At 69.1% G+C, this 13,665-nt stretch carries 12 protein-coding genes; 1 reads left to right on the top strand and 11 read right to left on the bottom strand.

Annotated elements, in window-relative coordinates; translation table 11 throughout:
* Position 1 precedes the first annotated feature (1 nt).
* The 7 genes from C0R07_RS02120 to C0R07_RS02090 all read right to left on the bottom strand — a co-directional run bounded on the left by C0R07_RS02120 (position 2) and on the right by C0R07_RS02090 (position 7,664).
* On the bottom strand, positions 2-643 hold the full coding sequence (locus tag C0R07_RS02120) for an HAD-IB family phosphatase (RefSeq protein ID WP_070471008.1): 642 nt from the start codon (positions 641-643) through the stop codon (positions 2-4).
* A 60-nt stretch (positions 644-703) separates the two neighbouring features.
* The gene (gene metG / locus C0R07_RS02115) at positions 704-2,782 is read right to left on the bottom strand and encodes a methionine--tRNA ligase (protein WP_102788085.1); all 2,079 of its coding nucleotides are present in this window, start codon (positions 2,780-2,782) and stop codon (positions 704-706) included.
* Between the two features lie 97 nt (positions 2,783-2,879).
* On the bottom strand, positions 2,880-3,323 hold the full coding sequence (locus tag C0R07_RS02110) for a DUF2147 domain-containing protein (RefSeq protein WP_070425636.1): 444 nt from the start codon (positions 3,321-3,323) through the stop codon (positions 2,880-2,882).
* Positions 3,324-3,424: 101 nt separating this feature from the next.
* On the bottom strand, positions 3,425-3,844 hold the full coding sequence (gene gloA2 / locus C0R07_RS02105) for an SMU1112c/YaeR family gloxylase I-like metalloprotein (RefSeq protein ID WP_070471004.1): 420 nt from the start codon (positions 3,842-3,844) through the stop codon (positions 3,425-3,427).
* On the bottom strand, positions 3,841-4,881 hold the full coding sequence (locus tag C0R07_RS02100; protein WP_428991892.1) for a serine hydrolase domain-containing protein: 1,041 nt from the start codon (positions 4,879-4,881) through the stop codon (positions 3,841-3,843). Before C0R07_RS02100 ends, gloA2 begins: the two co-directional genes overlap by 4 nt.
* A 57-nt stretch (positions 4,882-4,938) precedes the next feature.
* Positions 4,939-6,855 (bottom strand): DUF885 domain-containing protein, encoded by a 1,917-nt coding sequence (locus C0R07_RS02095; RefSeq protein ID WP_102788083.1) that lies wholly within the window; start codon positions 6,853-6,855, stop codon positions 4,939-4,941.
* A gap of 131 nt (positions 6,856-6,986) precedes the next feature.
* Positions 6,987-7,664: a DUF502 domain-containing protein gene (locus tag C0R07_RS02090; RefSeq protein ID WP_070425632.1), complete on the bottom strand. Its 678-nt coding sequence runs from the start codon at positions 7,662-7,664 to the stop codon at positions 6,987-6,989.
* Positions 7,665-7,739: 75 nt separating this feature from the next.
* Between C0R07_RS02090 and C0R07_RS02085 the strand changes: the two genes are divergently transcribed.
* Positions 7,740-9,035 carry a hypothetical protein gene (locus C0R07_RS02085; protein ID WP_167390310.1) on the top strand — a complete coding sequence of 432 codons (1,296 nt, stop codon included), beginning with the start codon at positions 7,740-7,742 and terminating at the stop codon, positions 9,033-9,035.
* A 23-nt stretch (positions 9,036-9,058) separates the two neighbouring features.
* On the opposite strand, the gene C0R07_RS02080 is transcribed toward C0R07_RS02085, so the two are convergent.
* From C0R07_RS02080 to C0R07_RS02065, 4 genes are all read right to left on the bottom strand, one after another.
* Entirely contained in the window at positions 9,059-9,787 is a 729-nt protein-coding gene (locus C0R07_RS02080; protein WP_102788081.1) for a hypothetical protein, read from the bottom strand.
* A 50-nt stretch (positions 9,788-9,837) separates the two neighbouring features.
* Entirely contained in the window at positions 9,838-10,302 is a 465-nt protein-coding gene (locus tag C0R07_RS02075) for a DUF4442 domain-containing protein (protein WP_019183393.1), read from the bottom strand.
* 70 nt (positions 10,303-10,372) lie between these two features.
* Entirely contained in the window at positions 10,373-12,004 is a 1,632-nt protein-coding gene (locus tag C0R07_RS02070; protein ID WP_102788080.1) for a CHASE2 domain-containing protein, read from the bottom strand.
* On the bottom strand, positions 12,001-13,659 hold the full coding sequence (locus C0R07_RS02065) for a FecR domain-containing protein (protein WP_102788079.1): 1,659 nt from the start codon (positions 13,657-13,659) through the stop codon (positions 12,001-12,003). The genes C0R07_RS02070 and C0R07_RS02065 overlap by 4 nt, the downstream gene beginning before the upstream one ends.
* Positions 13,660-13,665: the final 6 nt, after the last annotated feature.

Below are 13,665 nucleotides of genomic sequence, written 5' to 3'. Positions count from 1 at the left end.
ATCAGGCCCGGCTGTCCCGGGCGGGTGGGGCACTGGCCGGCGCCGTCCGGCGCGGCTTCATGGGTTTGCCGCGGTACCAGCGTTCGTGGGCGAGGGCGAGCATCGGGCGGTCCTCGCTGCTGTCGCCGTAGGCATGGATGCGCAGATAGCGCGGAAGGTCGAAGCGACGGCGGATCTGCGCCACCTTGTGCGGAGCACAGTCGCCCTGGGCATAGCGCCCGGTGAGGCGCCCGTCGCGGCTCTCCAGCCGGTTGCAGATCAGCTCCAGCCCCATCGCCTCGCACCACGGGCGCAGGTACAGGTCCAGCGAGCCGGACACGATCACCACCGTGTGCTGCTGCTTGAGGTGCCACTGGATCTGCTCGAGCATCTCAGGGCGCATCACGCCTGGCAGCACGTCACGCGCGTAGCCGGCGGCCTGCGCGGTGATGTCCTCCAGATGGCGATCGGTGAAGGTCAGGCGGGTGACGCGGCGGCGGAGCCGTTCGGCCGAGATCAGCTTCAGGCGATAGGCCAGCAGCCAAGGGCCCACTTTCCACCAGGCCTGCGCGAGCTGTTCGGGGGTGGCCACACGGCGCAGGAAACGCCCGTAGGTATCGCAGGTGGTGACCGTGTGGTCGAAATCGAACAGCGCCAGTTCCAACCCACACCTCCAGGCAGAAAAGCGTGGCAGGGCGACCGGGTGGCCGCCCTGCCGTCGCGGTCAGCGGACCGGCATGCCCGGCAGCGCGGCGCTGTCGGCGTCCAGCAGGGCGAGTGCGCCGCCGTCGAAACCGGCCGACAGGATCATGCCTTCGCTCAGGCCGAAGCGCATCTTGCGCGGGGCCAGGTTGGCGATGAACACCACGCTGCGGCCGACCAGCTGCTCCGGCTCGCCGTAGCTGGCGCGGATGCCGGAGAAGATCTGGCGCTTGCCCAGGTCACCGGCGTCGAGTTCGAAGCGCAGCAGCTTGTCCGAGCCTTCCACGAACTCGCAGACCAGCACCTTGCCGATACGCAGATCCAGCTTGGCGAAGTCGTCGATGCCGATGTAGGCCGGCGCGGCCTCGCCATCGGTGGTCACCGCCGGTGCCGGTGCGGCAGCGGGCTTGGCCGGCTTGGCCGGGGCGGCGGGGGCCGGGGTGGCGGCCTGCAGGGTGTCCTTGGAAGCGTCGGTCATGGCGTCGATTTTTTTCGGGTCGATACGGGTGAACAGGGGCTCGTACACCGCGATGGTGTGCGCGGTCAGCGGGGTGGCGATGTCGGTCCAGGCCTGCACCGGCGCGGCCAGGAAGGCCTCGGCCTGCGCGGCGGTGGCCGGCAGCACCGGCTTGAGCGCGGTAACCAGCACGCGGAACAGGTTCAGGCCCTGGGTGCAGACCGACTGCAGCTGCGCATCGGCGCCGTCCTGCTTGGCGATCACCCACGGCTTTTCATCGTCGATGTAGCGGTTGGCTTCATCGGCCAACGCCATGGTCTGGCGCAGTGCACTGGCCGGATCGTTGCGCTCGTACGCCTCGCGGATCGGCGCCAGCGCGGCGACGAAGCGGTCGTACTGGGCGGCATCGGGCAGCGCAGCGGCCAGGCGGCCCTCGAAGCGCTTGCTGATGAAGCCCGCGCAGCGGCTGGCCAGGTTGACGAACTTGCCGACCAGGTCCGCGTTGACGCGCGCGATGAAGTCGCCCAGGTTCAGGTCGAGATCGTCCACGCCGCCGGAGGACTTGGCCGCGAAGTAATAGCGCAGCGCTTCCGGTTCCAGCCCGGCATCCAGGAAGGTGCGCGCCATCACGAAGGTCCCGCGCGACTTGGACATCTTCGCGCCATCCACGGTCAGGTAGCCGTTGACGTGCAGGCGGGTCGGGGCGCGGTGGCCGGTGCCGTGCAGCACCGCCGGCCAGAACAGGCCGTGGAAATTCACGATGTCCTTGCCGATGAAGTGGTGCAGCTCGGTGCTGGTGCCCGCGCGCAGGTGCGCCTCGAAGTCTTCGCCGGTCTTCGCGCACAGCGTCTGGAAGCTGGACAGATAGCCGATCGGCGCATCCAGCCAGACATAGAAGTACTTGCCCGGATGGCCGGGAATCTGGAAGCCGAAGTACGGCGCATCGCGCGAGATGTCCCACGCGCGCAGGCCACCGTCGGCATTGAGCCACTCACCCAGCTTGGCCTTCACGCCCGGCAGGGCGACGTCGCCGGCCAGCCACTCGCGCAGGAAGCTTTCGAAGCGGCCGACCTCGAAGAAGAAATGCTCCGAATCGCGGATTTCCGGCGTCGCGCCGGAGATCACCGATTTCGGGTCTTTCAGGTCGGTCGGGCTGTAGGTGGCGCCGCAGACTTCGCAGTTGTCGCCGTACTGGTCCGGGGTGCCACAGTTCGGGCAGATGCCCTTGATGTAGCGGTCCGGCAGGAACATGCCCTTGGCCGGGTCGTAGAACTGGGCCACGGAGCGGCGCGCGATGTGGCCTTCGGCCTCGAGCTTGAGGTAGAAGGCTTCGGTCAGCGCCTTGTTGGCCGCCGAGTTGGTCGAGTCGTAATGATCGAACGCGACGCCGAACGCGGCGAAATCGCGCTCATGGCTGGCCTGGATGCTGGCGATGAAGGCTTCAGGGGTCACGCCGGCCTTTTCGGCCGCGAGCATGATCGGGGTGCCATGGGTGTCATCGGCGCAGACGAACCAGGTCTTGCCGCCGCTCATTCGACGCGCGCGCACCCAGATGTCAGCCTGGATGTAGCCGACCAGGTGGCCCAGGTGCAGCGGGCCGTTGGCGTAGGGCAGGGCGGTGGTGACGAGAGCGGTGCGGGTCATGGTGAGCGCTGTTGCCAGGGGAACCGGGGATTATCGCATGCCAAAACGCAGTAACCCGGCCGAAGCCGGGTCACCGGGGCTGGAACCTGCGCGGGGCTTACTCGCGCACCCAGGTCTGGGCGCGGCAGATGAAGGCCACGCAGCCGGACACGTCCAGCTTGGCGCCACCGGTCTGCAGCTTCATCTTGGACTTGTAGGTCTTGCCGTTGCCCGGGTCCAGGATGGTGCCGCCGGACCAGGCGTTGGCGCCATCGGCCTTGAGGTTCCACAGGATGGTCATGCCCTTGACCGGCTTGTTCTTGTTGGCGCCCTCGCAGCCATCGCAGACCGGGTTGGGGCCCTTGTCCGAGTGCAGGATGTCCACGACCTTGCCGGTCAGGGTGCCGTTGGTAGCCTGGGTGATCTCCACGATCGACTTCACCTTGCCGGTCTTGTCATCGATGGTCTTCCAGCGGCCGACGGCGCCGTCGGCGGCGCTGGCCGACATCGCAGCCATCATCAGCGGCAGCGCCAGCAACAGGGTCTTGAAGGTCTTGCGCATGTTCCCCTCCCAGGGATGTCCGTGAACGCCGGCGCAGGCGGCCGGTACAGGGCCGACTGTATACCCATTCGCTCCGGTACGGAACGTGCCCGGCGCACGGTTCAGCCGGCGTCGGCCGGGATCTCGTACAGCTCCAGCGGCAGGTCGTCGGGATCGGCGAAGAAGGTGAACCGGCGCCCGGTGTACGCGTCCACCCGGATCGGCTCGCAGGCCACCCCGGCCGCGGCCAGGCGTTCGATCATGGGCTCCAGCAGGTGCACGCGGAAGGCCAGGTGGCGCAGGCCCTGGGCCTCGGGGCGGCTGGGGCGCGGCGGCGCCCCCGGGAACGAGAACAGCTCCAGCTGGCTGCCGTCGGGCAGGGCCAGGTCGAGCTTCCAGGAATCGCGCGCCGCTCGGTAGTTCTCGGCGATCACCCGCAAACCGAGCACGCGGGTATAGAAATCCTTCGAGCGGGCGTAATCCGAGGCGATCAGGGCCACGTGGTGGATGCCGGTCAGCGGCGAGGTGTCCGAAGCGTTCATTGCAGGGTGTCCAGCCAGCGCCGGGCGATCTGCAGCGCCAGCGGATAGGGTTCGGGTGCGTTGCGGTTGCTGAGCACGATCACGGTGAGGCGCTGCGCCGGGTAGCGCAGGATCACGTTGCGGAAACCGATGCTCTCGCCGCTGTGCCAGTGTGCGCCGCCGTTGAGGCGCCAACCGAAGCTGTAGAACGGCACGTCCCGTTCGGCGGTGGGCGTGGCAGGGGAGAACATCTGCGTCAGCGATGTCGCTTTCAGCAGCCGCTGGTCATACAGCGCGGCATCCCACCGGGCCAGATCGTCCACCGAGGAATAGATGCCGCCATCCCCGAGCACCGCGCTCGTCACGCTCTGGTCGGTGCGCTGCCAGCGCCCGTCGACCTCGCTGTAGCCATAGGCGCGACGGGCGATTCCGTCCACCCCGTCCTGATGGGCCACGCTGTCGCGCATGCCCAGCGGCAGGAAAATCCGCTGGCGCAGGAAGGTCGCGAAATCGCTGCCGGAGGCCTTGCCGACCACCAGCGCCAGCAGCGCGTAGCCGCTGTTGCTGTAGCGGTAGGCCGTGCCGGGTGTGAAGTACGTCCGGTCCTGAGCCTCCAGCAGATGCAGCACATCCTGGTCATGCACCTGCGCGGTCGCGTCGGCGGCCATCAGGTCTTCGTAGTCGAGCAGGCCGCTGGTGTGGCTGAGCAGCTGGCGCAGGGTGATCGCATCGGCGGCGGCCGGCAACGAGGGCAACCAGCGCTTCAGCGGATCATCCAGGGTCAGCGCGCCGTCCTCGGCCAGCAGCAGGATCGCCGCGGCGGTGAACTGCTTGCTGACCGAGGCCAGCCGGAAGTTGGTCTGTGCGGTCACGGCGGTGCGATCTTCCAGAACCGCCAGCCCGTAGCCGCGCCGGAACACCGGTTTGCCATCATGCAGGACCAGCACCGCCGCGCCCGGCACCTGGCCGTCGTAGCGCTGCATCAGGGCATCGATGCCCGGATCCGGCGGTGTCAGCGCCGGCGCGGCCATCACTGACCCGCTGCCGGCGATGCACATCGCGCCGATCCACCCACGTAGATGCCGCACGATGTGCATGTCCGGTTCCTTCTGCGGTCAGGGCGCGGGCGTTGCCGCACCGTTCTGGCTGGCGATCCAGCGGGCGATCTTGGCATCCAGGATATCCAGCGGCATCGAACCATCGCGCAGCACTTCCTCATGGAAGCGACGTGCATCGAAACGCGGCCCCAGTGCCGCCTTGGCCTTGTCGCGCAGCTCCATCATCTTCAGCTCGCCCAGGCCGTTGGCGAGGGTCTGCCCGGGCAGGGCCATGAAGCGCTCGACTTCGGCATTGGCATCGCTGGCACTCATGTCCGCGGTCTTGACCAGGTAGTCCACGGCCTGGCGCTTGCTCCAGCCCTGCGCGTGCACGCCGGTGTCGGCGGCCATGCGTGCGGCGCGGGTCAATGCGGCCTGGAGATAGCCGATGCGTTCGTACGGATCCTGATAGACGCCCAACTGCTCACCCAGCGACTCGGCGTACAGGCCCCAGCCTTCCACGAAGGCGATATCGCCGCCCAGGCGACGGAAGCGCGGCAGCTTGTCCAGCTCCTGCTGCAGGCCCAACTGCACGTGGTGGCCGGGAATGCCTTCGTGCAGGAACTGCATCGGTGCGGCCCAGCGGCGGCGGCTCGGCAGGTCGCCGGTGTTGATGTACAGCACGCCTGGGCGCATGCCGTCCGGCAGCGGCTGCTGGTAGCTCACCGCGCCGGCGGTGGCGGCACGCTCGGGCTCCACCGCGCGGATCTCCATCGGCGCCTTGGGCAGCGTGCCGAGCAGGGTCGGCAGGCGCGCATTGACCTGGCTCTGCAGCTGCTTGTAGCGGTTGATCAGTGCATCGGCGTTGGCGTACTGGAAATCGCGGTCGGTGCGCATCGTGCGCAGCAGCTTCTGCTGCGAGCCGCGGATCCGGTTGTCTTTCATGATCGTGGCGATCTGTGCCTGCAGCGAGGCCACGCGCTGTTCGGCCAGTGCGTGGATCTGCTCGGGCGTCAGCGTGGAGGCCGTGCTCTGCACGATGGTCTGCGCATACCAGGCCTTGCCGCCGGGCAGGCCGGCCAAACCATCGGTGCTGCGCGCGGCGGGCAGGTACTCGGTGGCGATGAAGCCGCGCAGGGCGCGGTAGGACGGCATGATGCGCAACTCGATCATGCGCTTGTACTCGGCCGTGATGCGCACTTTGTCAGCCTCGGGGAAATCCTCGGGCAGATTGCGCACCGGCGCCCAGAAGATGCTTTCCTCGGCGGTGGGCTTGATCACCGCATCCAGCTGCGGCAGCACTTTTTCCATCAGGTCGCGCGGCTGCACCACGCCGGCAGCCATGCCTTGGCGCATGTTGGCGATGGCCTGTTCGAACAGTGCTGGGATGCCCAGCGAACGGCGCGACCAGCCGTCGTAATCCTGCACCGTGTTGAACGGCTGGGCGCCGGAGCCGGAGCCGAGAATGGCCATGATGCTGCCGAGGTTGTAGTACTGGCTCACCGGCAGCATCCAGCCCGGGAACTGTTCGGCCGCCAGCGACATGCGCGCATCGCGCACGAAGATTTCATAGCTCAGCAGGTCCTGGCCGGTCAGGCCATCCGGGCCGATCTTCTCGACCTTGCCCAGCCATTCCACGGTGAAATCATGCGACTGCTGGCGGTACGCGGCCGAGAGGATGTTGGGGAGTTGATCGTTGTGGCGGCTGTCGCCCTGGAAGGTGGCCTGCAGCGGGTTGAGCCGCATCGAGGCATCCCAGTACTCATCGTAGATCCGGTCCAGCTGCGCGGCCTTGCTCTGCTGGCGTACCAGCGGCTGGCGGGCAGGGGCGGCGGCCGGGCGTGCACGCGGCTTGGCCTTGGGCTTGGCGGCGGGCCGGGACTGGGCCGCGGCGGGCCGGGTGGCCTTTTTCTTGGCGGCTTCGGCCGGAGCGGCGGCACTGAAGGCCATCAGTACGGCGATGGCAAGCGCCAGGGCGCGGGCGGGGTGGGGCATCGGCTGTTTCCGTAAACGCACAGACGAGGGAGCTTGCCCGATTCGCCTGCGTACGACCAGCATCGGCCCCCGGTCAGCTTTGTCATGTACGGCGCGCGGTCAGCTGCGGCAGCGCGAGGCTGCCGCCACGCTCAACGATCGCCGGCGCGGGTGAACGGCATGGTTTCCGGCGCGACCGCACCGCCGGAAATGATGAAGCTCATCGCCTGGTCCACGGTCCAGTCGGTCGGGGTCAGCAGCTCGACCGGCACGATTTCCAGATAGCCCGAGGTCGGATTGGGGGTGGTCGGCACGTACACTGCCGCCAGCTCGCGCCCACTGCCTTCTTCCTTCATCACCCGCGTGACCAGCCCGACCGACTTCATGTCCCGGTGCGGGAAATCGATCAGCACCACGCGCTGGGTGCTGCCCGGTTCGGTCTGCAGCATGTCCAGCAGTTTCTTGGCGCTGTCATAGATGATGCTGGCCAACGGGATGCGTTTGATCACCGCGCCGAACCAGCGCAGCAGGCGCTGGCCGATCACGCGGCGGCTGAGCACACCCACCGAGAGGATCACCAGCAACGTGGCGGCCAGGGCGATGATGTCCTGCATCCACTCGACCTTGATCCAGCCCAGGTAATGCGGGAAGGAGGCAGCGATCTGCTCGGATAACGGCACCACCAGCGGGCTGGAAATGCCCGAAAGCAGCACGAACACGAATTTGACCACCACCCAGGTCAGCCAGATCGGCAGCAGGGTCAGCAGACCGGTCAGGAACAGGCGCTGCAGGGAGGGACGCGGAACGAGTTGGGGGGCTTCGGGCGACATCCGCGCATTGTAGCGGGGGCGATGCCCGGTTTACGCTGCCCGTCCCCGCAGGACGCGGGCGCTGGGGAGAATGCTGTGTTGAAGAATGGACTGAAATGGGTGGGCATCTCGATCCTGAGCCTGATGGTGGCGGTCGCGGTGGTCTGGGCGGCCTCGCGGTTCTGGCCGCTGCTGGTTGAGCAGCGCGAGGCGATGCGGCTGCTGCAGGCGCCCGTGCCCACGAACGGCGGCAACGGCTTCTCCGCGTTGTGGACCCTGCGCTACGACGGACTGGATGCCAACGCACGCGAAGCGGTGCTGGCGCAGGATGTGGAGCGTTGGCGCACCGGCACGCCCGGCCAGCGGCCGGTGGACTCCAGCGCGGAAGGACGCTACCCCGCTACGCCGCTGCCCGCGCTGGCGCGGTGTGGCCGACGGGGCATGGGCTGTCTTGCGGCGGTGCGCGCCGACCCGGAGCGTTTCGCCGCCGCGCATGCCGGTCATGATGCGCTTCACCAGCGCGTGGCCGCGATTGCCGGCCATGGGCACTTCGTCTCCCCGTTCATGCCGTTCGATACCGACCCGATGGTGCCGCTGCCGGTCTTCCACCCGATGCTCGACCCGGTATCGGCGCATGCGCTTGCCCACGTGCGTGGTGACAGTGGTGCCGCACTCGCTGGTGCCTGTGCGGACATCCTCAGTGGGCGCCGGATGACGGGGCAGGGCGATACGCTGATCACCAGCATGATCGGCGCGGCGGTGGTGGAGACCAACGCGCGGCTGCTGGCCGACATCCTGGTCGAACTGCCCGCCGATGCGACGCTGCCTGCGGCCTGTGAGGCCGCACTGACGCCCATGACGTCTGGCGAGCAGAGCCTGTGCATGGCGATGCGCGGTGAGTTCGCGCTGGCCGGGGCGGGGTTGCGCCTGGCCAGCGGAGACCCGAAGGGTAATCGCCTGCTGCTGGATGTGCCGCGTACCCAGGCGCGCATGGCGCCGCGCTACGCGTGGGCGTGCGCTGCCAGTGCCGAGCTGGTGGCCGCGCGCGATGCGCCTACCCCGATTCCCGGGCCGGCGCAGGATCGCTTTGCGTGCATCGCCAATCCGCTGGGCTGCAGCCTGGCCAATCTTCCCGGGCCGGACATGCAGCAGTACGCGGGCCGCCCGCAGGACGCCGCCGCGATGCTGCGCCTGGTGGCGGCACAGCGCTGGCTGCGCCAGCAGCCTGGCGAGGCATCCGTGGCGCTTGAGAGGTTGCCGGAGGCGCTCCGTTCGCCCACCCGGACCCCGGTGCTCAGCGACGATGGCCTGTGGCTGCAGGTGGACCGGCGCGTGGTGAGGGACGAGGGCGGGCCGACCCTGCAGGTGCCGATGCAGGCACCGGCACGTTGAACCGCGCGCGGTGCGGCGGCGGTTCAGCCCCCCTCGGCGTCCGCCAGCGGTTCGAAGCTGCTGCCGTCGCCCACCGTCTCCAGGGTCCAGCGGCGCGGTGAGGTCAGCGTTTCCCAACGCACCGTTTCGCGGTCGGCGTCGGTGCTGCCCTCGGCGTGGCGCACCCGGCGGGTCGAGTAATTGATGCTCAGGTCTTCGGTCTGCCCGGAATTGCGCATCAACGAACTGCGGTCGTAGCCGATCAGCGCGAAGGCGCCATCCTGCCAGCGGAAGGTGAAGCTGGCCGAGCCGGTGGACCAGCTGCCGGCATTGGAAAAGAAGAACAGGGTGGTGCGCAGGGTGCCGCGCACGATCGAGACGCCCGCGCCGTCCTCGAATACGTCGGAGAGGTTCGGCGCCTCATGGCGGGTGATCAGCGTGTGGTTCTGCGCGGCGAGCGCGTAGCCGTCCTGCGTGGCCAAGGCGATGGCAAGCAGGCGCGGATTGCTGTCCAGCGGGCTGATCCCGAAGCCATCGTGTACGACGATGTTGCGCGGGTCCTGCTGGCGCAGCACCAGTACCAGGTCATCGCGCTTGTCACCGTTGAGGTCGCCGCTCAACTGCTGCTCGATACGCCAGCCGGCGGGCACGAAGCCGGCCGCGGAGGTGGCACTGGCCGGCAGCACCGGGTAGTCGACCGGCGGGATCCGCAGTTCCTGGCCAACGGCGGGCAGGGCGGTGAGCAGCAGGGTGATCAGAAGCGGCAGGCGCATGGTCGTCCGTGGGGTGGAGCCGGCGCGCGAGCATAGCAGCGCGCTGTCGTTCACCCCGCGCGCTGGCGCGCCCCGGGCTTGAGGCGCAGGTAGACCTGCTTGCGCACGCGCGCGATGACCTCGCCCTGGGCATCGACGATGTCATTGCTGAACCAGTGCAGGTATTTCCCGCCGTCGGCGGTGGCTGCGCGCAACTGGTCCAGCAGTGGCTCGTCCAGACGGAACTCGGCCGCCACCGTGCCGCGGCCCGGCTTGAGGAATTCGATCTCGCCGGCGCGGTCCCAGACGTAGTAATCGCGCCCCAGGTTCTGCATCACGGTGAGCATCCAGAACGGATCGGTCATCGCGAACAGGCTGCCACCGAAGTGGGTGCCGACGTAGTTGCGGTTCCACGGGCGCATGCGCAGCTCGACGCGCACATGGCGGTAGTCCGGGCTGACATCGGTCACGTGGATGCCGGTGAACAGGAACGGCGGCCACAGGTTGATGCCGTGGCGGAAGACAGCGGCCTTCATTCGGGTCACGTCACGCTGGGGAGGTGGCCGGAGTCTACCATTCGCTTGCGTATGGTGCTTGGCGGTGGGCTCAGCCCGGGCCGCCGTCATCGGCCGCATAGCCGTTCCGCCCGGCCGCCTTGGCCTGGTACAGCGCCGCATCGGCTCCTTCGAAGAAGTGACGCGGTTCGGTGCCCGGTGTCGGCACCCGGGTGAACACGCCGGCGCTCAGGGTGATATGCGTGGTGGCACCGCGGCCGGCGGGAATTTCCAGCGCCTGCGCCCGTGCGACCAGGTCCTGCACCACCTGCACTGCGCCTTCCGGCGTGGTGTCGGGCAGGATCAGCGCGAACTCGTCGCCGCCAAAGCGCGCGGCCATGTCGCGCGGCCGGCGCGCGTGCGCCCGGATCTCCTGCGCGATCCGGCGCAGCACGGTGTCACCGGCCTGGTGACCAAAATCGTCGTTGTGGCGCTTGAAGTGATCCACGTCGATCAACACCAGGCTCAGCGGCCGTCCGCTGCGGCAGCCGGCATCGTGCTCGGCCTGCAGGGTCTGCTCGAAGCGCAGCCGGTTGCCCAGCCCGGTGAGCGCATCGCTGTTGGCCTGGCGACGCCAGGCGCTGACCCGCCACAGCGTCCAGGCCAGCAGCACGGCCAGCATGCCGGTCAGGGCCGCAGCCGGTGCGAACCACAGGTTGCCCGCACGCAGCAGCACGAAGCTGAGCAGCAGCGTCAGCGGGAGGGCGAGCACGCCGGTGAGCCATGCCCGCGGCAGCGTCAACAACAGGCAGCACAGCGCGACCAGCACCCCGGTGAGGGCGCTCTGCCATGCCGACGGCAGCGGGTTGATGACCTTGTCGGCCAGCAGCATCGAAGCGACGTTGGCCTGGTACTCGCTGCCACTCATCCAGCGCTCGCGGGTGGTGGGCGTCAGCAGGCGCGGCGCGATCCCGCTGGCGGTCGTTCCGACCAGCACCCGGCGCCCGCGCAGCAGGGCCGTATCAACCTCGCCGTTGAGCACGTCGGCATAGGAAACCTGCGGGAAGCGCTCGGGCGGGCCGGCGTAGCGCACGCGCACATAGTGGTCGCGCCGCCATTGATAGGGCGAGGCCAGATCGGGCTGGGGGTCATGCAGGCCCGGCAGCGGGCCGCGCGTGTCGGCCAGCGCCAGCCCCAGTGCCGGCCAGTGCGGTGAGCCGATCCCGGCGGTGAGGTACAGGCCACGGGCGACGCCGTCGCCGTCGACTTCGATATCGCTGTGCCCCAGGCTGGCCGCGTTGGCGGCGATCAGCGGGATCGGCAGCAGTTCCTCGGCCATGCGCGGGCCACTGGCCGGGGCCGCCAGTACCGGCAGTACCACGTGCCCGTTGCGGCGGATCGCCGCGGCCAGCTCGGCATCCTGGGCGCTGTCCTGCCGGTCCGGCTCGGACAGCATCAGGTCCAGCACCACGCGCTCGGCGCGGGCGTCGGTGAGCCGGTCCAGCAGGCGCGCGTGGGTGCCGCGCGGCCACGGCCACTGGCCCAGCTGCTGCAGGCTGTTGTCGTCGATCGCCACGATCAGCAGGCGGGCGTCGGGGGTGTACTCCCACCCGCCGACGTAGGCGTCGTAGACCGCCTCGTCCTGCTTCCAGAACCATTGCCAGTGACTGGCCGCGACCGCCAGCGCACCGACCAGCGCGGCCAGCAGGAGGCGGTGGGGCCAGGGCAGATGCAGCGGCGTCACAGCAGCAGCCACAACAGCAGCGCACTGCCCCCGGTGGCGTAGCAGGTGCGGCACGGCAGGGCGATCTGCTGTGCCGGCGAGAACGGCCCCGCGTAACCGTCGTCGTCGATGTACTGCACGCGCACATGCAGGGTGCCGCGCCAGGGGCGCTTGATCGACACCTCCGGCTGGTCCAGTTCGCGATCCAGCAGCGGCGCACTGAAATCGCCGCGGCGGTCCAGCTGCATGCGATAGCGCTGGCCCGGTTCGCCCGCCTGCCAGCGCAGGGTCAGCTGGCCCTGGGCGGCTTCCGGCGGTTGCAGCGCCGGGTCGACCGGCTCGTCGGTGATGGTCAGCGGCAGCGGCTGGCCGAAGCGGCCGCGGTCGCCGTTGCGATCCACCGACGCCACGCGCCAGACATAGTCCCCCGGGGCCAGATCCAGGATGGGACGCAGGTGGGTGGCGCGGGTGTCCTGTTCAAGCAGGAGAGTGAGGAACTGCGGATCGCGGGCGATCTGCAGCACCGTGCGCTCGGCCTCGGCCACCCGGGTCCACTCGAAGCGGGGGCGCGCGCTGTTGAGGGTCTGCCCATGCAGCGGGCGCACGGTCAGCGGCGGGACCGGCTGATCGCGCACCAGGAAGTCCTGCCTGGCGTCCAGGCCTTCGACCTGCACCGCGCTGACCGCCCTTACCAGCAGGCGCAGCTCGCCTGGCGGCAGGTCGGGCAGGCTGAGCGTTGTGGCAGCGGTATCACGCCCGAACAGCAGCACCTCGGGTTGATCGGCGCGGACCACCTCGACCCGGTATCCGGCAGCATCGCTGACCGGCTGCCAGGCCACGGCCGCCGGCAGGGTGACGAGCCGCTGCGGCTCGGTCGCCATCACGGGCGCGGGCAGCAACGCCTCCAGGCCGGCCGGGCGCGTGTCCAGCGAGGGGCTGCGGGTGGCCTGGCCGCGGGTGACCAGGCGCTGGCCACGGCGGTTGCCGACCTGCACGCGGCCTTCCAGCACTTCGGTCGCCGCGCCACGGCCGTCCTGGCCGGCGCTGACCCGGAACACGGTGCCGCGCACGCTGCTGGTCGCGGTCGGTGCATCGATGATGTAACGCGAGGCCGGTCCGTTGGCAGGGGTCACCCGGTTGCTGGCGCGGCCCTGTTCCAGCCGCAGGCGGGTATCGACCATGCCGGTGTGCCCGTAGCGCGAGAGCTGATCGAAGCGCAGGCGCGAGCGCTCGCGCAGCTGAAGACGCGAATCATCGGCGAACACCACGGTGACGCTGGCGTCCTCGCCGGTGACCAGCTCCTGGCCGATCCGCAGCAGATCGCCTTCGATCACATCGCGACGCGGCTGGCCGTCGGCCTGGCTCTGCACCGGGCCGCGCACGGCGAGCACGCGTGCCGGCGCGGGCTGCACCTGCAGCCAGGCCACCGGGAAGCGCAGCTGGCTGCCGGGGGGCAGGCGGTAGGGATCGGCGATGCCGTTATGCGACTGCAGCTGTTCCCAGGCAATGGACGGCTTGAGGTAGCGGGCACTCAGGTCCCAGATCGTGTCGCCGGGACGCACCCGGTAGGTCCAGTCCTGTGCCAGCAGCGGCGCGGCGGACAGCAGCAACGCCACCAGCACCACAAGGCGGGCAGCCAAAGGGAAACGAAGCAATCGGGTCAATCTCACGGTCATTCACGG

The sequence above is a fragment of the Stenotrophomonas bentonitica genome (assembly GCF_002887735.1).
Classification (GTDB): Bacteria; Pseudomonadota; Gammaproteobacteria; order Xanthomonadales; family Xanthomonadaceae; genus Stenotrophomonas; species Stenotrophomonas bentonitica_A.
This window is presented reverse-complemented; position numbering and strand designations above follow the sequence as displayed.